The 23549-nt window shown below is 66.6% G+C and carries 21 protein-coding genes; 10 read left to right on the top strand and 11 right to left on the bottom strand.

Translation table 11 applies throughout. The features are described 5' to 3' along the window. Positions 1-59 precede the first annotated feature (59 nt). From RDCOP1_RS15695 to RDCOP1_RS15675, 5 genes are all read left to right on the top strand, one after another. Positions 60-1115 carry a lipocalin-like domain-containing protein gene (locus RDCOP1_RS15695; protein WP_072702217.1) on the top strand — a complete coding sequence of 352 codons (1056 nt, stop codon included), beginning with the start codon at positions 60-62 and terminating at the stop codon, positions 1113-1115. After that, the gene (gene hmgA, locus RDCOP1_RS15690; RefSeq protein WP_072702215.1) at positions 1112-2461 is read left to right on the top strand and encodes a homogentisate 1,2-dioxygenase; all 1350 of its coding nucleotides are present in this window, start codon (positions 1112-1114) and stop codon (positions 2459-2461) included. Before RDCOP1_RS15695 ends, hmgA begins: the two co-directional genes overlap by 4 nt. Then, positions 2458-3939, top strand: coding sequence for an aldehyde dehydrogenase family protein (locus RDCOP1_RS15685; RefSeq protein WP_072702213.1), 1482 nt, complete (start codon positions 2458-2460; stop codon positions 3937-3939). Before hmgA ends, RDCOP1_RS15685 begins: the two co-directional genes overlap by 4 nt. A 154-nt stretch (positions 3940-4093) precedes the next feature. Further along, the gene (locus tag RDCOP1_RS15680) at positions 4094-5272 is read left to right on the top strand and encodes a CaiB/BaiF CoA transferase family protein (RefSeq protein WP_072702725.1); all 1179 of its coding nucleotides are present in this window, start codon (positions 4094-4096) and stop codon (positions 5270-5272) included. Between the two features lie 113 nt (positions 5273-5385). After that, a complete protein-coding gene (locus RDCOP1_RS15675) occupies positions 5386-6516 on the top strand; it encodes a nitronate monooxygenase (RefSeq protein WP_072702210.1) in 1131 nt (376 codons plus the stop codon). 84 nt (positions 6517-6600) lie between these two features. Here the strand turns inward: RDCOP1_RS15675 and RDCOP1_RS15670 are convergent, their stop codons facing one another. Genes RDCOP1_RS15670 through RDCOP1_RS15620 form a run of 11 tightly spaced genes read right to left on the bottom strand, consistent with a single transcriptional unit; the run spans position 6601 to position 18975 of the window. After that, complete coding sequence (locus RDCOP1_RS15670) at positions 6601-7809, bottom strand: MCE family protein (RefSeq protein WP_072702208.1); 1209 nt, start codon at positions 7807-7809, stop codon at positions 6601-6603. Beyond that, complete coding sequence (locus RDCOP1_RS15665; protein ID WP_072702206.1) at positions 7806-8900, bottom strand: MCE family protein; 1095 nt, start codon at positions 8898-8900, stop codon at positions 7806-7808. The genes RDCOP1_RS15670 and RDCOP1_RS15665 overlap by 4 nt, the downstream gene beginning before the upstream one ends. Beyond that, positions 8897-10135 (bottom strand): MCE family protein, encoded by a 1239-nt coding sequence (locus tag RDCOP1_RS15660; protein ID WP_072702203.1) that lies wholly within the window; start codon positions 10133-10135, stop codon positions 8897-8899. Before RDCOP1_RS15660 ends, RDCOP1_RS15665 begins: the two co-directional genes overlap by 4 nt. Then, positions 10132-11151 (bottom strand): MCE family protein, encoded by a 1020-nt coding sequence (locus tag RDCOP1_RS15655; protein ID WP_231923011.1) that lies wholly within the window; start codon positions 11149-11151, stop codon positions 10132-10134. Before RDCOP1_RS15655 ends, RDCOP1_RS15660 begins: the two co-directional genes overlap by 4 nt. Further along, a complete protein-coding gene (locus RDCOP1_RS15650) occupies positions 11148-12164 on the bottom strand; it encodes an MCE family protein (protein ID WP_072702197.1) in 1017 nt (338 codons plus the stop codon). Before RDCOP1_RS15650 ends, RDCOP1_RS15655 begins: the two co-directional genes overlap by 4 nt. Then, entirely contained in the window at positions 12161-13291 is a 1131-nt protein-coding gene (locus tag RDCOP1_RS15645; protein WP_255311419.1) for an MCE family protein, read from the bottom strand. The genes RDCOP1_RS15650 and RDCOP1_RS15645 overlap by 4 nt, the downstream gene beginning before the upstream one ends. A 46-nt stretch (positions 13292-13337) precedes the next feature. Next, positions 13338-14192, bottom strand: a complete 855-nt coding sequence (locus tag RDCOP1_RS15640) for an MlaE family ABC transporter permease (RefSeq protein WP_072702190.1) — start codon at positions 14190-14192, stop codon at positions 13338-13340. Between the two features lie 2 nt (positions 14193-14194). Further along, positions 14195-14959 (bottom strand): MlaE family ABC transporter permease, encoded by a 765-nt coding sequence (locus RDCOP1_RS15635; protein WP_072702187.1) that lies wholly within the window; start codon positions 14957-14959, stop codon positions 14195-14197. 46 nt (positions 14960-15005) lie between these two features. After that, positions 15006-16643 carry a long-chain-fatty-acid--CoA ligase gene (locus RDCOP1_RS15630; protein WP_072702184.1) on the bottom strand — a complete coding sequence of 546 codons (1638 nt, stop codon included), beginning with the start codon at positions 16641-16643 and terminating at the stop codon, positions 15006-15008. Positions 16644-16659: 16 nt separating this feature from the next. Further along, entirely contained in the window at positions 16660-17775 is a 1116-nt protein-coding gene (locus RDCOP1_RS15625; protein ID WP_072702181.1) for an acyl-CoA dehydrogenase family protein, read from the bottom strand. Positions 17776-17790: 15 nt separating this feature from the next. After that, on the bottom strand, positions 17791-18975 hold the full coding sequence (locus RDCOP1_RS15620) for an acyl-CoA dehydrogenase family protein (protein ID WP_072702178.1): 1185 nt from the start codon (positions 18973-18975) through the stop codon (positions 17791-17793). Positions 18976-19087: 112 nt separating this feature from the next. Between RDCOP1_RS15620 and RDCOP1_RS15615 the strand changes: the two genes are divergently transcribed. The 5 genes from RDCOP1_RS15615 to RDCOP1_RS15595 all read left to right on the top strand — a co-directional run bounded on the left by RDCOP1_RS15615 (position 19088) and on the right by RDCOP1_RS15595 (position 23548). Further along, entirely contained in the window at positions 19088-19273 is a 186-nt protein-coding gene (locus tag RDCOP1_RS15615) for a ferredoxin (RefSeq protein ID WP_072702175.1), read from the top strand. Positions 19274-19397: 124 nt separating this feature from the next. After that, entirely contained in the window at positions 19398-20303 is a 906-nt protein-coding gene (locus RDCOP1_RS15610) for a 3-oxoacyl-ACP reductase (protein WP_072702171.1), read from the top strand. Between the two features lie 426 nt (positions 20304-20729). Continuing rightward, positions 20730-21494: an MlaE family ABC transporter permease gene (locus tag RDCOP1_RS15605; protein ID WP_072702167.1), complete on the top strand. Its 765-nt coding sequence runs from the start codon at positions 20730-20732 to the stop codon at positions 21492-21494. 16 nt (positions 21495-21510) lie between these two features. Then, positions 21511-22359: an MlaE family ABC transporter permease gene (locus tag RDCOP1_RS15600; protein WP_072702164.1), complete on the top strand. Its 849-nt coding sequence runs from the start codon at positions 21511-21513 to the stop codon at positions 22357-22359. 10 nt (positions 22360-22369) lie between these two features. Further along, complete coding sequence (locus RDCOP1_RS15595; protein WP_072702161.1) at positions 22370-23548, top strand: MCE family protein; 1179 nt, start codon at positions 22370-22372, stop codon at positions 23546-23548. Position 23549 lies beyond the last annotated feature (1 nt).

Raw genomic sequence — 23549 nt, 5'->3', positions numbered from 1 at the left:
CGATTCGATCGCACAGCGTGACAAGTACGCCGCCGACACTCGAACTTTGGAGACAACCCATGCCCGCTTTGCAGATCGTCGAAGCCTGGAACGGCCCGGGGCGCCGCGACGGCGAGATCACCGTCGTCGGACCGAAAGACAACGCTGCTCATCCCTCCAGCGAGAAGCACGCCTTCGAGCACTGGTATTTCGATGCGCATCTCGACGACGGCCGGATCGTCGTCGCGATGGTCCAGACGCGAGAACTTGTGCACCGCAGACCGGGTGTCGAAATCCATGTGTACTCCCCGGACGGGCAGCGCAGGGAAGAGATCCGGCAATACCGTGAGTCCGACCTCACGGTCTCGGAGGAGAGTTGCGATGTGCGCGTCGCGCACAACACCGCACGACTGGTCGGGGAAGACGACGGCAAGCCGGTCTACCGCGTCTCGGTCTCCGAAGGGGCCCTCGGTTTCGATCTGACGTTCACCGCTCTCATGGCACCGTGGATGCCGGGGAGAGGCCGCACCAGCTACAACGACCGGGAATTCTTCGCGTGGGTCGTCGGGGCTCCTCGGGCCGCCGTTTCGGGCACCCTCACAGTCGACGGGGTTACCGCAGAGGTCACCGGCCGTGGCTACCACGACCACAACTGGGGTGTCGGTGACATGAAGCGTGTCATCGACAAGTGGTACTGGGGCAGGCTGTACACCGACGACTTCACCCTCGTCTACGCAATGGTGAAGACGCAGAAGAAGTACGGCGCCCACTGGTCGCAGCCGGTGATGATCGCCCACGGCGACCGGATCGTGCTCAGCAACGGAGAAGTCGAGATGACCGAGGGACCCGCGGTCTTCGACCCGGTCGCCGATCGCACCTATCCGTCGTGGCTGCAGATCCGTGTTCCGGGCTCACTCGATCTGAAGCTGACCGTCCGCGACATCGTGCACGCCCACAACCTTCTCGAAGACGTACCGCTCGCCTCGAGTGCGTTGGTGAAGCCGCTCGTCAACCGTCTCATCGGTCGCCCGGGGTACTTCCGCTTCCGGTCGGATTTCACCATGACCGTGACGGTCGACGGCGAGGAGTACGTCCGTACGGGGACGACACTGCACGAGATGGTCGCGCTCACGTGAGCAGGAGCATCGACGGCCGAATAGAGGTCGACGAGCCGGTCGGCCTTTCCTATCTGCGGGGATTCGGCAACGAGCATCACAGCGAGGCCGTCGAGGGGGCGCTGCCGTGGGGGCAGAATTCCCCCCAGCGTGCGCCGTACGGTTTGTACGCCGAGCAACACTCGGCGACCGCGTTCACCGAACCGCGTGAACACAACCGCAGAACGTGGACCTACCGGATCATGCCGTCGGCCGCGCACCGTCCGTTCGAGCGCATCGACGACCGCGGTTGGGTGTCGGCACCTACGCCGGGTGGGGTGCTCACCCCCAACCGGCTGCGATGGGATCCGCTGCCTCCACCGGCAGCCGGAACGGACTTCGTGGACGGGACCACGACCTACGCCGTCAACGGTGACGTCCATGCCCGAACCGGTATCGCGATACATCTGTACTCGCTCTCGTCGTCGATGACCGACCGGTACTTCGTCGACTCCGACGGAGAACTGCTTCTGGTCCCGCAGCATGGGGTCCTGTTGCTGTGCACCGAGTTCGGACGCCTGACGGTCGCGCCCGGTGAGATCGCGGTGATCGGCCGCGGCGTGCGGTTCCGCGTCGAACTGCTCGGCGACCAGGCATCGGGGTACATCTGCGAGAACTACGGATCGCCCTATGCACTGCCCGAACTCGGTCCTGTCGGCGCGAACGGACTCGCTCATGCCCGAGACTTCCTCTATCCCACCGCCTGGTACGAGGACTCGAGCGGTCCGGTCGAACTGGTGAACAAGTTCGGTGGCGGGCTGTGGGCGACGGAGCTGGATCATTCACCGCTCGACGTCGTCGCGTGGCACGGCACTCACGGTGCCTACAAGTACGATCTGGCCCGGTTCAACGCCATGACTACTGCCGGCTGGGATCATCCGGACCCGTCGATATTCACGGTCCTGACGTCACCGACGCCGGTACCCGGCCAGGCGAACGTCGACTTCTGTGTGTTCCCCGACCGCTGGGTCGTCGCGGAGCACACGTTCCGGCCACCGCACTTCCATCGCAACGTCATGACCGAGTTCATGGGACTGGTACGGGGACGGCACGATTCCAAGGCCGAGGGGTTCGTTCCCGGTGGTGCGTCGCTCCACAACCAGTGGGGTGCGCACGGCCCCGACCTGGAAACCTTCGACCTGGCCACCTCCGCGGACCTCGAACCCGTCAAGCTCGAGAACACACTTTCGTTCATGTTCGAGACGCGGTTGGCGCTCACCGTGACCGACACCGCCTACCACTGTGCTCACCGCCAGACGGACTACGACGCGTCGTGGTCCGGGATCAGCCGACGCTTCACCCCGCCTTCTCCCGAGGAGTCCCGATGACAGATCTCTCCACTCCCGCCTCCGCACCCCTGACGATTCCCGATGCCGGTCTGCGCATCGGGGGACGCACGGTCCAGGCCCGATCGGGTGCGCATTTCTCGTCGATCAATCCGGCTACCGAGGAAGTCGTCGCCGAGGTGTCGGCAGGCGGCGCGGACGACATCGATGCCGCGGTCGCCGCGGCCCGGGACACGTTCGAGTCCGGGGAGTGGTCGCGCATGGCCGGGGCCGAGCGTGGGCGAATCCTTTCCCGTGCAGCCGATCTCATCGAGCAACACGCGCCCGAGTTGTCGGCGCTCGAAACTGCGGAAATGGGAAAGCTCTACGCCGACACCGTCGCCGGTGACATTCCGGCGGCGGCGTCGTCGTTCCGTCATTACGCCGGCTGGGCCGACAAGATCGCCGGAGAGGCGATGATCCTTCCGGATGTCGGCCCGCAGCATCGTTTCGGGTTCACGCTCCGGCAACCCCTCGGTGTCGTCGGTGCGATCACACCGTGGAACAACCCGACCGTGGTGGCGGCCTGGAAGATCGCGCCCGCGCTCTCCGCCGGATGCTCCGTCGTGGTCAAGCCCGCCGAGGACGCCTCCCTGGCGACCCTGCGGCTCGCCGACCTGCTCGCCGAAGCCGGTGTGCCCGACGGCGCGTTCAACGTCGTCCCCGGTCTCGGACCGGAAGCCGGCGCCGCACTCGCCGCACACACCGGAATCGACAAGATCACGTTCACAGGCAGCCCCGCAGTCGGCAAGACGATCACCTCGCTCGCGGGCGATAAGTTCCGGAAGGTCACGCTCGAACTCGGCGGGAAGGCTCCGCAGCTGATCTTCCCCGACGCGGATCTCGAGGCCTCCCTGCCGTGGATCGCGATGGGCAACTTCTACCACCAGGGCCAGGTGTGCGCGGCGGGCACGCGGGTGATCGTCCACGAATCGATCGCCGATCAGGTCGTGGACGGACTCGTCGACTTCGCACGCAACGCCGTCGTCGGCGACCCCTTCGACCCGTCGACCACGCAGGGAACGATCGTCAATCGCAAACAGCTCGACCGTATTCTCGGCTACATCGAGAAGGGGCGCAGCGAGGGCGCCGAACTGGTCACCGGCGGGTCGCGCATCGGGGACCGGGGATTCTTCGTCGAGCCCACCGTGTTCCGCGGCACGAACGATCTCACCATCGCCCAGGAGGAGATCTTCGGCCCAGTCGCCACGGTCATCACCTTCAAGACCACCGACGAAGCGGTCCGCCTGGCGAACGCCACCAAGTACGGGCTCAACGCGTTCATCTTCAGTCAGAACCTGTCGACGGTCCACAATGTCATCCCCCGATTGCGGGTCGGCACGGTGTGGGTCAACGGCTGGGGAGTGCCCGACCCGGCGCTACCCTGGGGCGGGCGCGACGCCAGCGGCATAGGGCGTGAACTGGGCCGTAGTGGTCTCGAAGCGTTCACCGAGGAGAAGACGGTTCACCTCGGCTACTGATCGACAGAACGGGTACGCAGTGACAACGGGGATCGGGAAAACCGGGAACGGGACGACTGGGAACGACACGACGCCGGCGGACGGGACGACCGGCACCGCAGGATCGGAGAACGAATCGGCCCGGCAGGCAGCCGGATCCGGTGCTCTCGCTGACATCAGGGTGCTCGAACTGGGCACCCTGATCGCCGGTCCGTTCGCCGGGCGACTCCTCGGTGACATGGGCGCCGACGTCATCAAGATCGAGGATCCCGCTCGCCCCGACCCGCTGCGTACCTGGGGGCAGGGGGAGCGGGACGGCCACCGGTTCTTCTGGACCGTGCACGCGCGCAACAAGCGGTGCATCACCCTCGACCTCCGTTCGCCAGAGGGGCAGGAACTGTTCCGGCGACTGGTCGCCGAATCGGATGTCATCGTGGAGAACTTCCGCCCCGGCACCCTCGAGAAATGGGGACTGGGGTACGATGTCCTGTCCGAGATCAACCCCGGTCTCGTGCTCGCCCGCGTGTCCGGCTACGGGCAGACCGGCCCGAAGGCCGGACACGCGGGGTACGCGTCCGTCGCCGAGGCGGAGAGCGGTCTGCGGCACCTCAACGGCTACCCCGGCCAGGCGCCGCCGCGTCTCGCGCTGTCGCTCGGCGACACCCTCGGCGGCATGTTCGCCGTGCAGGGAGTGCTCGCGGCACTGCTGAGTCGCGAACGGACGGGACGGGGACAGGTCGTCGACGTCGCGCTCACCGAAGCGTGCTTCGCGGTCCAGGAGTCCGTGCTGCCCGACTACGACGCCGCCGGGGTCGTGCGAGGTCCGTCGGGCACCCGGCTCGAGGGTATTGCCCCGTCGAACCTCTACCGGACCTCCGACGACATGTGGATCGTCATCGCGGCCAACCAGGACACCGTCTTCCGGCGCCTGTGCGCGGCGATGGACACCCCGGAACTCGCGGACGACCCGCGATTCGCCGACCATCTGTCGCGCGGCGTGAACCAGGACGAACTCGACGATCTCATCGGCGCCTGGGCCGCGACGTGGACGCTCGAGGATCTGCTGGCCCACCTGTCCGCCTCCGGTGTGGTCGCCGGTCCTGTGAACACCATCGCCGAGGTCGTCGAAGATCCGCAGTTCCAGGCGCGCGACATGCTCGTGCCACACCACGACGAGCGTTCCGGCAGAGATGTTCTCGGTCCCGGCGTCGTGCCGGCCCTCGGTGGGACGCCCGGATCGGTACGGATGGCCGGTGCGCCGATCGCTGGGTACGACAATGCGGCCGTCTACGGCGACGTGCTCGGCCTGAGCGAAACCGAGCAGGCAGATCTGCGCGAGCGCGGCATCATCTGAGATCCGGGGAGGCGTCCGGTTCCGGCGAGATGTCGCGGGGCATGTTCAATCGGGTGCGCGCCCTCTAAAGTGGAACCTGTTCCAGTCTTCCACTGTCTCTCGAGGAGTGCCGAATGCACACGCCCCTTTGCGACGAACTCGGCATCGAGTTCCCCATCTTCGCGTTCACCCACTGCCGTGACGTCGTCGTCGCCGTTTCCAAGGCGGGCGGATTCGGTGTGCTCGGCGCCGTCGGGTTCACGCCCGAGCAGTTGGAAGTGGAGCTGAACTGGATCGATGAGCACATCGGCGATCATCCGTACGGTGTCGACATCGTGATCCCGAACAAATACGAGGGGATGGATTCCGACCTCTCGGCCGAAGAACTCACGAAGATGCTGCAGTCGATGGTGCCGCAGGAAACCCTCGAATTCGGGCGCAAGCTTCTCACCGACCACGGCGTGCCGCTGCCCGAGGGTGACGATAACGCGTTGCAGCTTCTCGGATGGACAGAGGCGACGGCCACCCCGCAGGTCGACGTTGCGCTGCAGCATCCGAAGGTCACACTCATCGCCAACGCACTCGGTACGCCCCCGGCGGACATGATCGAGCACATCCACGAATCCGGACGCAAGGTCGCGGCCTTGTGCGGCTCCCCGTATCAGGCCCGCAAGCACGCCGACGCCGGTGTCGACATCATCATCGCCCAGGGCGGCGAGGGCGGTGGACACTGCGGCGAGGTCGGCTCGATCGTGCTGTGGCCGCAGGTCGTCAAGGAGGTCGCTCCCATCCCGGTGCTCGCCGCCGGAGGTATCGGCAGCGGCCAGCAGATCGCCGCCGCACTCGCACTCGGCGCGCAGGGTGCCTGGTCGGGCTCGCAATGGCTGATGGTCGAGGAAGCCGAGAACACCGCGGTGCAGCAGGCCGCCTACGCGAACGCCACCAGCCGCGACACCGTGCGCAGCCGCTCGTTCACCGGCAAGCCGTGCCGCATGCTGCGCAACGACTGGACCGAGGCGTGGGAGAAGGAAGGCAATCCGGAACCGCTCGGGATGCCCCTGCAGTACATGGTGTCCGGGATGGCCGTCGCCGCCACCCACAAGTACCCGGACGACTCCATCGACGTCGCGTTCAACCCCGTGGGTCAGGTTGTCGGCCAGCTCACGAAGGTGGAGAAGACCTCGGCTGTCATCGAGCGTTGGGTACAGGAGTACCTCGACGCGACCGGCACCCTCGAGCGGCTCAACGACGCGGCGAACGCCTGACCGAAGGCAGATCTCGCTCGCCGGTGTTCGAGGGCCGGCCCGGACGAAATCTGGTCCGGCCCTCGGACATCGGCCGTGTCCCACTCATCCCGGTGGAGTGAGCAGACCCTCCAGGGTCGACGCCGAATACCCTCCGTCGCGGCACAGTTGCACGGTGGGCGCGCGGCGCCCGGGGTATTCGATGCAGGGCATGTTCCGGGCGCCCCGCACCGCGATCGGTGAATCGGCCGGCAACTTGCAGTACAGATCCGGTGGAGTCTCCGGGACATCGAGTTCGGTGGGGGAACGGCGTTGCTCCGGCGGAAGGAATCCGTCGATGCAGGGCGGCGGATCGTTGTACGAATTGACGAAATAGGTGTTCTGCGAGGGATTGTCGATATTCGGCAGACCGGCGGATTGTGTCGACGCCATGATCGACGGGAACAACACCAGGATCTGCTCGAGCGACGGGCGGTAGACGGCCGCCACTTGCTCCACCGTGACGAGATTCGCCAGTAGCAGCGGCAACGTGGGTTCGGCGTCCTCGAACAGCGCCTGCACCTGGGCCGCAGCCGGCGACCCGACCCCGAGAAGCATGCGCACGTCCGAGTCGGACTCACGCAGTTGCCCGGTGGTCCCGGACAGCGACGCGGCCCACCTCGCGATCGACTCCGAGGACATCACCTGCGTCTCCAGAAGGGGACCGACCTGATCCAGCAGGACCGCAGTATCGGCGATCCCCGCCTCGGCCTCACCGCTCACCGCTGCGGAAGATTCGACGAGAGACCGCAACGCGTCGCCGGATTCTGCGACAGCGCTGTGGGTTTCGTCGAGAAGGACCGAGAGGCGTTCCGGCCCGACCGACTGCAACGTCGCGTCGAGCTGGTCGAGTGTGCCACCGACCGGATCCGGCACCGACACATTTCCGCTCGCGACGACGGCCCCGTCGCTCAGATACGGCGCCCGGCTGTCCGAGGGCAGGAATTCGACGTACTGCTCGCCGATGGCCGACATGCTGCGGATCTGCACGCCGCTGTCGGCGGGCACGGGCACCCGGGAGTCGAGCGACAACACCGCTTCGGCGCCACCCGTCGTCATGGTCACCGCGGTGACGCGCCCGATCTCGACGCCGCGATAGGTGACATTGGCGGACGTGTACAGACCTGCGGCATCGGTGAGTTCGACCCGCACGTCGTACCTGCCGACTCCGATCAGCCTCGGTACGTCCACGACCCACGCGACCGACAGCACCGCTACCACTCCGATCGTGAAGAACACGATCAGCCGTCGCCGCAGCCGCGCTGCCGGGCTCACCGGGGCACCCCGGCGACCGGCGGAACGAGCAACGACACGAGATCCGGGATCGGCACCGCGTTCCCGGTGAGGGCGCCTTCGAAGGGGGTTCCGAGCAACAACGCGTTTTCGAGGGTGGGCAGCGTGAGATCGAGGATGACGGTGCCGTTCGCGTAGTCGCCGCGGACAGCGTTGCGGTAGGTATCGATCGGGAACGGGAAAGTCAGCAGGTAGCGCAGCGACTCGGTGAGCGAGTCGCCGGCAGCGGTGAGCGAAGCCAGAACGGGCTCGAGGTCGCGCAGATTCGCAACCATGTCGTCACCGCTCGCATCGACGAGCTCGGTGGCAACCCGCCCGAACTGCCCGAGCGCATCGGCGGCACGGGTGAGCTCCCCACGCTGCGACGCGAGGACGTCCAGCGCCGGTGCGAGTTGGTCCGTGGCCGCCGCGAGTTGCTCGTTGTGTACGGCGACGTCCGCGGCGAGCGCATCGATCGATTCCATGGCGCTGAGGATTCCGATCTGCTGATCGTCGAGCCCGGCCAGCACCGCGTCGATGCGGGTGAGCAGGGCGCGCACGGTCTCCTGACGTCCGTCCAGGGCAAGGTTCAGTTCACGAGTGATTTCCTGCGCCTGCGCGAGCCCACCGCCACTGAGCACGAGCGAGAGCGACGAGAGCGTCTGCTCGGTGGTGGGGAATGCCCCGGAACGCTCGAGCGGAATGACGTCACCGTCGGCAAGTACGCCCCGCGCGGGCTCGCCGACGGGCGGCGCGAGTTCGACATGAGCGGAACCCAGCAGGCTCGTCTGCCCGATCTTCGCTCCGGCATTGGCGGGCAGCACGGTCGAGCCGTCGAGCATCACGGTCACCACGGCGTGCCCACCCCCGAGTCGCAGGTCCGACACCCGCCCCACCGTCACGTCACCGACGCGCACTCGTGAATTGCGTTCGAGCGTAGTGACGTCCGGCATCTCGATCGTGACGGCGAAGGCGTCGTCGCCCCGCCCGTGGGTGCCGGGCAGTTCGAGGGAGTTGAGACCGTGCCAGTCACATCCCGAGGTGAGGACGACGACGGCGAGGACACCGGTGAGCGCCGGGAGACGGATCTTCATCGTTCCCCCGGGGTGAGAAGCGCCGTCAGGTCGGTGGGCGACGGAGCGCCGGGGTATGGGATGCTCGGCGACGCGGCAGGTGCAAGCCCTGGCTCGGAGTACACCAGCTGATCGGGCAGGGCGCCCACTCCCCGCGCCGGATTGATTCGCACGGGCGGATACTCCATGGTGAGCAGAGGCAGGATCGGACCCAGGTACTGCACGCACAATTCGGACCCCGTGTGTGCGTCGACCTGCTCCGCGGCGGCGAGCGCCGAACAGATGAACTGGGCCGGGTTCGCGAAATTGGTGAGGGCGAGCGCCGACACCACCGAATTGTGCGCGGGCTGATAGATGCTCTGCAGGTTCGACAGCGCGGTCGGCGCGACATGCAATACCTGCGCGATGTCGTCCCGCTGCGCGGCGAGAGTCTCGGCGAGAACACTCGTCCGGTCGACGGTCGCGTCGATCTCGTCCCTGTTCTCCCGGACGAACCGCTCCACGTCCACGAGCACGGTGTCCAGGTTCGCCAGGGCAGCACCCATGTCGTCGCGGTTCGCGTCCAGGACACCCGTGACAGCGGCCAGCCGGTCGTGCAACGAGACGAGTTGCTCACCGCTCATCGACAGCGCCTCGACGAACACGTGCAGGTTGCCGAGGGTGCCGAACAGGTCGTGCCGGCCGTCGGACAAGGTGCGCATCGCCGCCGAGAGTTGCCGGAGCGAGTCGCGGACGTCGGGTCCGTGGCCTTCGGCATTGGCTGCCGCGGTATCGAGTAGTTCGCCGAGTGGGCCTTGCGGATCGTCGGCTGTCGGTCCGAGTTCGGTGGTCAGGCGCGCAAGCTGTGCGGTGATCTCGTCCCACTCGACCGGAACCGCCGTGCGCTCGAGGGGAATGGTGCCACCGGGAGCGAGTTCGGGTCCGCCCGTGTACGCGGGGGTCAGCTGGAGGAATCGCGCCGCGACGAGTGTCGGTGCCATGAGCGCTGCCTGCGCATCCGCCGGCACCCGCCGCGCCGCGTCGACGGTGAACGTCACCAGAACCCGGTCGCCGCGCGGCTCGATCGCGGTGATGCGGCCGACCTCGACACCCATGACACGCACGTCGTCGCCGACGTACAAGCCGCGGCTGGTCGTGAACTCGGCCGAGTACTCGTCCTCGGCGCGCCACGGCGCCACCGTGAAGGACACGAGTGCGACGGCCGCGAGGACGAGCAGCGGGACCAGCCATGCCCGCAGCGGTTTGCTCCACGTCACGGTGTGCCTCCCCCGGCACCGAATCCGGCATTGTCGAGCGCCGCCGAGAGCGCAGGTTCGATGATCTGCATGGGCAGCAGGTTCTGGATGTAGGAATTGAAGAACGGACCCGACGCGACTGCCTCCCCGAGTTCCGTGGCGTACGGGCCCAGCCTCCGGATCGCGAGCGCGATGTTCTCCCGATTGCGATCGAGGATGTCGAGCACCTCGTTCACCTTCGTCAGTGCCGGTGCGAGCTGGGCTTCGTTCTCGGCTACCAGCCCCGAAATCTCTGCCGCCAACGCGTCGACATTTGCGAACAGGGTGTCGAGTGCATCCCGGCGCCGGTCCAGTTCCGCCAGAACGAGATCTGCGTCGACGACGAGGGAGTCGATGGCGTCGCTGCGCTCGGCCAGGACGGCGGTGGCCGATTCGGCGTGGGTGAGCAGTTCGCGTAGCGACTCGTCCCGCGAGGCCACCGTTTCGGACAGCCGCAGCACCCCGTCGACTGCCGCGCCGACGTCGTCGGGGGTCTCGCGCAAGGTGTCGGACAGGACGCGCATCGACGTGCGGAGCTGACCGGTATCGAGGTCGGAGGCGGTGTCGGTGAGGTCGCCGAGTGCCTCCGTCAGCTGGTACGGAGCGGTGGTGCGGTCGACGTCGATGGTGCTTCCCGGTTCGAGACGGCCGGGTCCTTCGGGCCGGACCCGCAGGTTGCGGGCCCCCAGCGCGGTTGCCGTCGAGATCTCGACGGCGGTGTCGGTGCCGAGAACGATCTGCTCGTCGACGGTGAAGGTGACCGCCACCGCGTCGTTGTCGATGTCGATGCCGGTCACCCGTCCCGCATCCTTGCCCGAGACCTGCACGGCATCGCCGGTGTTCAGCCCTCCGGCGTCCACGAAACGCGCACGGTACTCGGCCCCGGTGTCCAGGAACGGCAGCGATCCGATGTTGAGTGCGCCGAGCACGAACACGATCAGCACACCTGTGCCGATCGACCCGACAGCGGTGGGGTTCATTTCGCGGAACTGCTTCACGCCGGCGCGCACCTCCCTGTCGTCTGCCCGAACAGGGGAGAGGTGACGGTGTTTCCGGACGGGTCGCTGACCTTGATGAGCATCCCGCAGAGGTAGTAGTTGAAGAACCCGCCGTAGGCACCGAGCCGGCTGAGGGCGGCGTACGCGTCGGGCAACCGCGTCGCAAGGCTCTCGATGGTGTCGCCACGAGATTCGAGCAGTATTGCCACATTTCCGCTCTCACGGATCGTCCCGGCAAGCGGGGCACGGGCTTCGGTGAGCAGGCTCGCTACGGTTCCGCTCGCGGCGTCGATTCCGGAGACCGCCTCGCCCAGCATCACGGAATCCTCTGCGAGACCGGACATCAACTCGTGTGCCCGTACCAGCGCGGTGTCCAAGGTGTCCCGATGTGCGGCCAGGTTGCCCAGCACCGAGTTCAAGTTCGCGATCACACTGCCCACCAGCAGGTCACGATCGGCGATGGCGGAGGTGAGCGAGGCAGTGTGCATCAGAACGGATTCGACGGTGCCTCCCTGACCTTGCAGCACGGCGATCAGATCCGCGGAGAGGCGGTTGACCTGCTCCGGTTCGAGTGCGCGGAACAACGGTTCGAAGCTGCCGATGAGCACGTCGAGGTCGAGCGCCGGGCGGGTGCGGTCGGTTCCCATGGTCTCCCCGGCCGTCATCGGTACGAGTTCGCCGGGTGCGTCGGCCAGTTCGAGATAGCGGTCGCCGACGAGATTGAGGTAACGCACGGTGGCGACGGTGGCACGCGTCGGCACGTACACGGATTCGACCTCGAAGGTGACGTCGATACGGTTGCCTTCGGCGAACTCGACCTCGGCGACGCGGCCGACCTCCACGCCGTTCACTCGCACGAACTGCCCCGGCTCGAGACCGGACACGTCGTCGAACAGGGCATGGTAGCGCGTGTAATCACCGAAACGGACGTGCCCGAACACGACGAACAATCCCGCGAGAGTCATCAGCATGACGAGCGCGTAGATACCGGCGGCGATGGCGGTGCGGGTCATCGGGGCATTCCCGACAACAGTTCGAACAGCGATTCGGGTACGAACACCGGCGAGGTGTTGCCGGCTTCGAACGGGTTGGCTCCGGTGTTCGCCACCAGGTACGGCGCCGGGACTTCACCCTCGCCGACGATGGGCAGTGCGCCGCAGCGCGGCCCGCCGGTCGCCGCGACCACCGGAAGATTGCGGGGGTATTCGTACGGGTCCACGCCGAGGAGCAACGTCGAATTGAGCATCATCGACGAGCCGTTGCCGCCGGACGCCGGTTCGGCGAGTTGCCGGGCACGGTCGGCACCCTGGAAGAAGCACGGCAGAACGGGCGAGTACTCCTCGAGCAGCGACGCGGTGGGGCGCAGCAGATCGAGGACCTCGACGATCTGCATCGAATTCGGTTCCAGGACACGCCTGCCCGCATCGCCCATCCCGATGGCGGCAAGCAACAGGCGGTCGAGATCGTCCGCACGCTCGACGACGGTCGCGCCGGTGGTGGTGAGATTGCCGAGGGAGTCCGCCACGTCGTCGGTGGCCTCGGCGTAGATGTCGGCGGTGGCTTCGGTGGCGGTGAGATCGCGCCGGATCACCTCCGTTCGTGGTTCCAGTTGCGCGAGTACCGCATCGGTGTCGGACAGCGCTTGGCCGAGCGTGTCGCCCTGACCTCGCAGTGCGACGGACAACGCCCCGAGGGTTCGGTTGAGTTTCCCGGGGTCGACGGCCTGCAGAACACTCGAGAGCGATTCGAAGACGGTCTGGGTCTCCACCGTCACCCGGGAGGCGCGCAGCACCGCGCCCTCGTCCAGACCCGGCGGCCCGGGAGCGTCGGGCACGGTGAACGAGACATATTTGGCGCCGAACACGGTGGTCGCGCGGATTTCGGCACCGACGTTCGACGGGATACGCGCGGCATCCCCGGGTTCGAGACGCAGGACGACGTGGGCGCCCTCCGGGGCCTGCCGGACTTCGGAGACGGTGCCGATCTGCACGCCGTGTGCCTTGACCATCGCGCCGCGCTCGAGCATCAGGCCGGTGCGACCCGTCTCGACCGTCACGGTGACGCCGGGGGACAGCGAGCCGCGGAAGGCGAGCCCGACGAACAGGAGGACGGTGGCAGCAGCCACGACCAAACCTGCCACCGCCACCGTCGGCAACCAGTCTCTCGATGTTCGGCCCGGCACGTCGTCACCCCGCCAGGTGCAGCTGGCGGCTGCTGCCGTAGAGGGCGAGTGAAATCAGCAGGGTCACGGCGACGACGCCGATCAGCGACATCCGTACCGCACGACCTGTGGCGACGCCGACGCCGGACGGACCGCCCGTCGCGGTGAAACCGTAGTAGCTGTGCACGGTCATCACGACGAGCGCCATGATCACGGCCTGGACGAACGACCACGCGACGTCGGTGGGGCGCAGGAACGTCGAAAAGTAGTGGTCGTACACGCCGGGGGACTGACCGAGGATCACCACTGTCGCGATGCGGCTCGACAGGAACGCCGCGAGCACGGACAGTGCGTAGAGCGGGATCACAGCGATGAGCCCGGCCAGGATGCGGGTGCCGACGAGGTACGGAACCGAGCGGACGGCCATGACCTCGAGAGCATCGATTTCTTCGCTGATACGCATGGCACCGAGTTGCGCGGTGGTTCCCGCCCCGATGGTCGCGGCCAATCCGACCCCGGCGGTCACGGGGGCGATCACCCGCACGTTGACGTAGGCCGAGAGAAAACCGGTGAGTGCTTCGACGCCGATGTTGCCCAGCGACGTGAAACCCTGGACCGCGACGGTCGCACCCGCGAACAGTGTCAGGAATCCCATGATCGCGACGCTGCCGCCGATCATCGCGAGAATCCCGGTGCCCAGCCCTATCTCGGAGACGACGCGCATCGTCTCTCGCGGGTAGTGGCGCGCCGCCTTGCCTGTGGAGGCGAGGGCGCCGACCGAGAAGATCACCTGCCGACCGACGGTATCGACGCCACGCGAGACCGCGTGACCGGCTCGTCGCACCGCGTGGGAGGTGCGTCCCCCGGAGGGCTGTGCCACGCTCACCGGCCCATCACCGCGATGCCGATCGCGGTGAGCAGCATGTTGGCGAGAAACAGTGCCACGAACGAGAAGACCACGGTCTCGTTGACCGCCTCACCGACACTCTTGGGCCCGCCGGTGACGGACAGGCCGCGGTGACAGGCGATGAGTCCGGCGAGGAGGCCGAACACGGCCGCCTTCGTCTCCGACAGCACCAGTTCTCCCGGCCCGACGAGGAGCGTGACTCCCGATGCGTAGGCGCCGGGATCGATGCCCTGGAAGGTCACCGAGAACAAGAATCCGCCGGCGAGTCCGATCGCGCAGACCGCACCGTTGAGCGTCACCGCGACAGCCGTCGACGCGAGTGCGCGTGGCAGCACGAGTCGTGCAGCCGGATCGATGCCGAGTACCTCGAGAGCCGCGATCTCGTCGCGGATCGTGCGCGAACCGAGGTCCGCCGCGATAGCGGTGGCACCTGCTCCGGCGACGACGAGAACCGTTACGAGCGGCCCGATCTGGGTGACGGCGCCGAGACCGGCGCCCGCGCCGCTGAGATCGCCCGCGCCGATCTCCAGAAGAAGGGAGTTGAGGGTGAACACCACGAGGACGGTGAAGGGGATGGACATGAGAACGGTCGGGAGGAGCGACACCCGTGCGATGAACCAGAACTGCGTGAGGAATTCACGCCATTGGAACGGTCCGCGGAACAGTCCGATGAGTGCATCGAGCGACAACGCGTAGAAACTGCCGACGGCACGCGCTGCCGTACCGGGCACCGATCCCATCGCTCCTCGTTTCTCTCACGGGGTCTGCTTGGCGTCCGGATAGACGTTATCGGTGTCCGGACCCCACCGTCAGAGGTTCGAGGAGGTGCGTCATTTCGGGTGACAGGGGTACGAATTCGGATGCGCCACGTTCGCGGATCCAGACCGGATCGGTGCAGTGCCACCGCTCTGCCGCGAGCGACCGGGTGAGGATCTTGAACGTCGCGGTGCGCGGGAAGTCGCGGCAGACGCGGACGAGGGTGGGCACCTGCTTGGGGCCGAGATCGGTCTGTGCCTCCAGGAACCGGGCGAAATCGAGTGCGTCGAAATCTTCGGTGACCGTGGGGATCACCGCTGCCATCACCCGATCCCCGACATGCCGATCGGGGACGCCGTACACCGACACCTGGGCGAAACCGGGGTACCGCATGAGGACTCGTTCGATGGGTGCGGCGCCGAGATTTTCCCCGTCGACCCGTAGCCATCCGGAACTGCGGCCCGCGAAATACACGAATCCGTCCCGATCGCGGTAGCCCAGATCCCCGCTGTGATATCTGCCGTCGCGAATGCGTTCGGCGTCGGCTTCGGGGTTCTTGTAGTAGCCGCTGAACATCCCCGCCCCGCGTGTGTTGACGAGTTCGCCGGTCGCGGCATCGGCGTTCACGATCCGGCCCTCTCCGTCGAATTCAGCAGGGGGACAGAGTAGCCCGGTCTCGGGGTCGAGTATCTCGATTCCGTCGGGGAGCTTTCCGAGGGCACCGGCGGGTGCGCCGGGAGTCGCGGCGATCGATACGCCACCCTCCGTGGAGCCGAATCCGTCGACGACCCGTGCTCCGAATCTGCGGGTGAACTCCGCGACGGCCGGTGCCGTGCCTTCGTTGCCGTACATGATGCGCAGCGGGTTCTCCGCGTCGTCCGGTTGCTCCGGCGTCGCGACGATGTACGACAGGGGCTTTCCGACGTAGTTCGCGTAGGTGACCCCGAACTTCCTCAGATCCGACACGAACCCGGAGGCCGAGAACCGGCGGCGCAGCGCCACGCCGGAGCGGGCTGCGAGAGCCACTCCCCACCCGGCCATGATCGCGTTGGAGTGGAACATCGGCATGGACAGGTACACCACGTCGGACGGTCCGAGACCGAATCGCTCCGCGAGCATCAGTCCCGGTCCGGTGACCTTTCCGTGGGTACAGCGCACCGCCTTCGGGTCGCCGCTCGTGCCCGAGGTGAAGATCAGCATGAACAGGTCGTCGGGGGTGGTGTCGGCGACCACCGGCACCGATCCGGTGAACGGTGCGAGCAGCAGCGGCCATTCATCGGAGTCGACGTCGATCACTCGCACACCGGGCAGATCGAGTCCGTCGAGCAGGGCCAGGTGTGCCGAGTCGGTGAACACCACCTGGCAGTCGGTGAGCAGGATGTCGCGGGCGAGCGCCTCACCTCTACGCGTGGTGTTCAGCCCTGCGATCACCGACCCGGACAACGCGGCCGCGCCGAGCAGCAGCGAGAACTCGGGCACGTTGTCCATGAGCACGCCGATGTGTGGGGGAGCGCTGCCGTCGAGCAGTTCCCGGAGCAGTGCGGCACGGTCGTGCGAGGCGCGGACGTGCTCGCGCCACGAGATGTGGGTGTCCTCGAATTGCAGTCCGCGGTCGTCGATTTCCGAGAGTCCGACGAGCAGCGAGGTGACGGTGGGATCGGCGGTCATGAGCGTCCTCGTCCGGTCATACGGGTGTGTCGGCCAGTGCGCGACCGAGTGTCCGCAACTGGGCGGTGGCCGAACCGAGCATGAACTCGTGTTGTTTCGCGGCGAGGAAGTAGCGGTGCACGGGGTGATCCTCGTCGAGGCCGACGCCCCCGTGGATGTGGACGGCTGTATGTGCCACCCGGTGTCCCGCATCTGCGGCCCAGAACGTGGCGCTGCGGAGTTCCTCGGCATACGGTTCGCCGCAGGCCATCCGGTATGCGGCCTGCCACAACGTCAGGCGTACGGCCTTGACGTCGATGTAGGCATCCGCGAGTCGCTGCGCGACGGCCTGGAAGCTGCCGATCGGCCGGTCGAACTGGACGCGTTCACGGGCGTACTGCGCCGTGAGTTCCAGGGCGCGGTCGAGGACGCCGCACTGGTAGGCCGCCGAACCGAGCAGCGTCCGGTCGCGCAGGCGGCCGGCGACGGCGGCGCCGTCGTTTCCTAGGACTCGGTCGGCACCGAGCGAGACCCCGTCCAGGGTGAGGATGCCCCGGCTGGTGCGGTCGGTGGTCGCCTGGCGGGTGACGTGGACTCCGGGGTCCCCGCAACGGACCAGGAACACTGCGACGGAGCCGTCGAGGGAGGCGGGCACCAGGAATCCGTCGGCGACGGGTGCGACGTCGACGACGGTCTTGGTGCCGTCGAGGAGATACCCGTCGGCCACCGCCTGTGCCCGGGTTGCGGGGGTCGCCGGGTCGTCGTCGAGTTCTTCGGACAGCGCGGCGCTGAGAACGACGGTGCCGTCGGCGGCCGGTCGCGCCCAGTCCGACAGCTGTTGCGGCGTCCCGAACTCCGCGATCGTCGCCGCGCAGGCCGCGATCGACGTGAGATACGGGACGGCCGCGACTCCGCGCCCGAGTTCGATCAGGATGCTCGCTTGTTCGAGAGGACCGTATCCGTCACCGCCCACCGACTCGGGTAACGCTGCGCCGAGAATCCCCGACGAGGCGAGCACGTCCCACAGTGTCCGGTCGATACGGTCGTCGAGGGAATCGAGCGTGCGCAGGTGTTCGTTGGTGACGAGGTCGGACACGATGCTGCGGGTCAGGCCCGAAAGGTCCTGCTGAGCCTCGGTGAGGGTGAAGTCCACGTGGAGGATCCTTCGTTAGCGCTTGGCGGGGGGTTGGCCGAGGGCAGCCATCGCGATGATGTCGCGCTGGACCTCGTTGGTGCCACCACCGAAGGTGAGGATGAGGGAACTGCGGTGCATACGTTCGATCCGGCCGCGCAGAAGCGCACCGGGCGAGTTCTGCCGGACCGTGGCCGACGGCCCCAGAATCTCCATCAGCAATCGGTAGGCCTCGGTCGCGAACTCGGTGCCGAACACCTTGTTGGCCGACGCCGGCGCGGGGCCGAGCGGTGTCTTCCCGGCGCTCGAAGCGATGTCCCAGTTCATCAGCTTGAGGTACTCGGCACGGGCGTGCACCCGCGCCAGATTCACCTGCACCCACTCCTGATCCGCGACCCTCCGGCCGTCGGGCAGCTTCGTCTCCTGGGCCCAGCGGCGCACCTCGGCCAGCGCGGTGAGCACCGGGCCCGCCGATGTCAGCGCGACCCGCTCGTGGTTGAGCTGGTTGGTGATCAGAGACCAGCCTCGGTTCTCTTCGCCGACCAGAGCGGACGCAGGTACGCGCACGTCCTGGTAGTAGGTGGCGCTCGTGTCGGGTCCCGCCATGGTGTGCACCGGCGTGTACGAGAATCCCTCGGCGTCGGTGGGGACGATCAGAACGCTGATGCCCTTGTGCTTCTTGGCATCCGGGTCGGTTCGCACCGCGAGCCAGATGTAGTCGGCGTAGGCGATCAGGCTCGTCCACATCTTCTGGCCGTTGATCACCCAGTCGTCGCCGTCGCGCACGGCGGTGGTGCGCAGCGACGCGAGGTCCGTGCCGGCTTCGGGTTCGGAGTAACCGATCGAGAAGTGCAGTTCACCTGCGGAGATGCGGGGAAGGAAGTACTCCTTCTGCTCCGGGGTGCCGTAATGCATGATCGTCGGCGCGACCGAGTCGATGGTCAGGAACGGAACCGGGGCGCCCGCGATCGCTGCCTCGTCGGTGAAGATCAACTGGTCCATCGCGGAGCGGTTCTGGCCACCGTATTCCTCGGGCCAGCCGAGGGTGAGCCACCCGTCTTTGCCCATCTGCTGCACGACTTCGCGGTACACGTTGCCCGAACCGTATTCACCGGTGGTCGCGGCGAGTGCCTCGCGCCGCTCCGGGGTCATGAGGTGGGTGAAATAGCTTCGCAATTCTTCGCGTAGCGCCTGTTGCTCGGAGGTATAGCTGATGTCCACGAACGCTCCACTTTCGCCGCTGCGGGATTACGGCGAATCATTGCACAGAATTGGAACGCGTTCTAGCCTGTTGGCAGTTCGGTCGATGCGAAAGTGAAACGAGGTTCGGGTCATGGATGTCAAGGTCGACTTCGACCGCTGCGAGGCGAACGGCGTGTGTGTCGGATTGGCGCCCGATGTCTTCGATCTCAACGACGACGACGAGTTGCTAGTCAACCATCCGGTTCCCGAGGGTAGCGAGGGCAACGTGCGTGAGGCGATCGCGCAGTGCCCTCGGGCGGCGCTGTCCGAGGCGTGAAGCCGGACCACTCCGCGTCTTGTCATAAATAGGAACAGGTTCTACATTTCTGGTCGGTCCCGGTGATCGGGATGTCCACCGGCGCGTGATCTTCCGGCCCGCCCGAATCGCAAGGAGTGCGTGGATGAGTTCTGTCGGCAGCGGAGTGTCCCTCGAAGGCAAGGTCGCCGTGGTCACCGGCGCGGGCGCCGGGCTCGGCCGGGCGGAAGCGCTCGCGCTGGCCCGGGCCGGCGCAGCCGTCGTCGTCAACGATCTCGCGGCGAACGACTCGGTGGAGGACACGCTCGCGCAGATCCGAGCCGTCGGGCCCGGGGCGACGTTCGTGCCGGGGAGTGTTGCCGACCGCGCGACCGCCGACGCGATGGTCGAAGCCGCCGAACGGGACTTCGGAGGCTTGGACATCGTGGTCAACAACGCGGGCATCACGCGTGATCGCATGCTGCCGAACATGTCCGACGACGAATGGGACTCGGTTGTCGCGGTCCACCTGCGCGGCCACTTCCTTCTGTGCCGTAATGCGGCCGCGTACTGGCGGGCGAAGTCCAAGGAATCCGGTGGACCGGTCTACGGGCGCATCGTGAACACCTCGTCCGAGGCGGGTCTGCTCGGGCCGGAGGGGCAGGCCAACTACGGCGCGGCGAAGGCCGGCATCACCGCGCTGACCGTGTCGGCTGCGCGCGGGCTCGCCCGGTACGGCGTGCGCGCGAACGCGATCTGCCCTCGCGCCCGCACCGCCATGACCGAGTCGGTATTCGGCGACGCCCCCGAGGGTGAGGTCGATCCGCTCTCGCCCGATCATGTGGCGAACCTGGTCTCGTATCTCGCTTCACCCGCTGCCGATCACATCAGTGGTCAGGTCTTCATCGTCTACGGACCGATGGTCGCGCTGATGGCGGCGCCGGTGGTGGAGCAGCGTTTCGACACCGACGTGCAGTGGACTCCGGATGCTCTCGCGGCCGAGTTGGGCGGTTACTTCGCCGACCGCGACCCGGCGGCGACGTTCTCGGCATCCGACGCCCTCAAGCTTTGAGTCCTGCGACGCGCCGATCGAAAACTCAGTGCTACCGCGCGTTACACGTATCCTGAGCAGTGGGTACCTGTCACGCGGATCGGGTCCGTTCCGATCGCGCGCTGCGACGCGCGGCCGACAGAAGAGATACGTGTTCTAGTTTTCCCGCTGATCGATTTCGGAATCAATTCTTTCCGGTCGGCCGCGTAGGCGAATCAGGGTGACAGGCCGTCATTTCAAATCGCAGGAAACTGCCTGATCAATGCGGCTTTTGTCCGAATAATCGAGAGTGGGGGCCCGGACGTGCGGCCGCAGATTATACAAACGTACTGGCCACGGGGGTGTTTCTTTGACACGTGAACACGTTCTAGTTACTATGACGCGGGTCACATCGGTTTTCTGTGCACAGCCGCTGTGCGGCTTGGTAGATGAACGAAAGGGGAGACGGTGGTAGATCTCCTCGAGGTTCCGCTCCGCGCCGTAGGCGGGCTTTTCGCGATGACAGGCGACACCGCCCGCGCCATGTTCTCCCGGCCGTTCCAGAGGCGCGAATTCGTCGACCAGGCGTGGTTCGTGGCCCGTGTTTCGCTGGTGCCGACCGTTCTCGTCGCGATCCCGTTCACCGTCCTGGTGAGTTTCACCCTCAACATCCTGCTGCGCGAGATCGGCGCGGCCGACCTCAGCGGTGCCGGAGCGGCACTCGGAGCCGTCACCCAGGTCGGCCCCATGGTCACCGTGCTGATCGTGGCCGGTGCCGGCGCCACCGCGATCTGCGCGGATCTGGCAGCCCGCACCATCCGCGAGGAGATCGACGCGATGCGGGTTCTCGGCATCAACCCGATCCACCGCCTCGTCGTCCCCCGAGTGCTCGCATCCACCGTCGTCGCACTGCTCCTCAACGGACTCGTCTGCACCATCGGAATCCTCGGCGGATTCGTATTCTCCGTGTTCCTCCAGGACGTGAACCCCGGCGCGTTCATCAACGGAATCACGCTCCTCACCGGTTTCGGGGAACTCATGATCTCCCAGGTCAAGGCAGGATTGTTCGGCATGATCGCAGGCCTCGTCGCCTCCTACCTCGGACTCAACGTCAAGGGTGGGCCCAAGAGTGTCGGGGACGCCGTCAACCAGACGGTCGTCTTCGCTTTCATGGCACTGTTCGTCGTCAACCTTCTGGTCACCGCCGTCGGCATCAAGCTGACGGCCGGATGAGCGCGGGGGACACGCAATGGCAGTGATCTCCGGGCGATTCCCGAGAGCCGTGCGACGGTTCTCCCAGGCTTCCGCCTCCGTGGACCGGGTGGGCGAGCAGGCCTTGTTCTTCGCCAAGGCGCTGGCGACCATGCCCCGTGCGCTCCGGCAGTACCCGAAGGAAACCGTTCGGCTCGTCGCCGAAATCAGTATGGGGACAGGTGCACTCGCCGTGATCGGCGGCACCGTCGTGATCGTCGGCTTCCTCACCCTGTTCACGGGCGGAATCATCGCGGTGCAGGGCTTCAGCTCTCTCGGCAACATCGGCGTCGAAGCACTCACCGGGTTCTTCGCGGCGTTCATCAATGTTCGCATCGCGGCACCCACCATCGCGGGAATCGGCCTGGCCGCCACCATCGGTGCGGGGTCCACGGCGCAATTGGGCGCCATGCGGGTGTCCGAGGAGATCGACGCACTCGAAACGATGGCCATCCCGTCGATCCCGTATCTCGTCTCGACGCGCGTCCTGGCCGGGATGATCGCGATCATCCCGCTGTACTCGCTCGCGGTGATCGCATCCTTCGTGGCCAGCCGCTTCGCGACCGTCTTCATCTACGGGCAGTCGGCCGGCGTCTACGACCACTACTTCACGACATTTCTCATACCGACCGACATACTCTGGTCGTTCGTCCAGGCCATCGTCATGGCGGTCGCCGTCATGCTCATCCACACCTACTACGGGTTCAATGCGACCGGCGGCCCCGTCGGTGTCGGTGTCGCGGTCGGAAACGCCGTGCGCGCGTCGCTCGTCGCGGTCGTCACGGTCACCCTCCTCATCTCTCTCGCCGTGTACGGCGCGACCGGCAACTTCAACCTGTCGGGATAGGGCGCGGCACATGGATACTCCCTCGTGGAAGAAGAAACTCGCGGCCTTCGTGATGGTCGGGGGTCTTGTGGTCGTCGTCTTCGTGGCCCTGACGATGTTCGCCGCCGGGTTCACCTCCACCACTCCGGTCACGGTCACCGCGCAGCGCTCCGGGCTGGTCATGGAACCCGACGCCAAGGTCAAGCTCCGCGGCGTCGAGGTGGGCAGGGTCTCGTCCATCGAGCATTCGCCGGACGGCGCCGTGCTGCGCCTCGCGATGCAGCCGGGTCAGATGCACCTCATCCCGTCGGATACGCGGGTGTCGATCGAATCGACCACCGTCTTCGGCGCGAAGTTCGTCAACCTCGTCGTGCCGGAGGACCCGTCACCGGTACCGCTGCAAGAGGGCGCAGTGATCGCGGCCGACGACGTCACCGTCGAGTTCAACACCGTGTTCGAGCACCTGTCCGAAGTGCTGGCGCAAGTGCAACCCGAGAAGCTCAATGCCACTCTCGGCGCGCTCTCCGAAGCGCTCAACGGTCGCGGAGACGAACTCGGAGCGACCCTTGCCGATGCGGACGCCTACCTGGCGGAGATGAATCCCTCTCTCCCTCAGTTGCAGTACGACCTGGACGCGGCGGCCGACGTCACCAATCTGTACGCGGACACCGCGCCCGACCTGATGACGACCATCGGCAACGCCACCGACGTCGGCAACACCGTCGTCGACGAACAGCAACAACTCGACCTGTTGCTGATGAATCTCACCGGTCTGGCCGACACCGGACGTAACGTGCTGGGGGAGAACGAGAACCAAGTGGTCACCGCACTCGACAGCTTGTCGTACACCACCGGACTTCTCGGTGAGTACTCACCCGAACTGACCTGTTTCATCGTCGGGCTCAACGATGCGCGCGTCGCCTTCGAACCGATGGCCGGAACCGGCAAGTATGCCGCGCTCACCTTGAGCACGAGTTTCATGGGCGGCGCCACGCCGTACAACACGGCCCAGGATCTGCCGGTGGTGGGCGCGTCGGGCGGCCCGAACTGCTGGGGACTGCCGGACTTCGATCCGCGCCGTGACGGGAACGCGCAGTTCGTCGTGACAAACACCGGGACCACGCCGTACAAGCCGGCCACGGAGGCATGGGTGCGCTACCCGACGATCTTCCAGTACATGTTCGGCGACCAAGTCGCGGCAGGGCAGTGAC

The organism is Rhodococcus coprophilus NBRC 100603 (assembly GCF_001895045.1).
In the GTDB taxonomy this organism is placed as follows: domain Bacteria; phylum Actinomycetota; class Actinomycetes; order Mycobacteriales; family Mycobacteriaceae; genus Rhodococcus; species Rhodococcus coprophilus.
The sequence above is the reverse complement of the archived record's forward strand: the minus strand, read 5'-3'. Positions and strand labels throughout refer to the sequence as shown.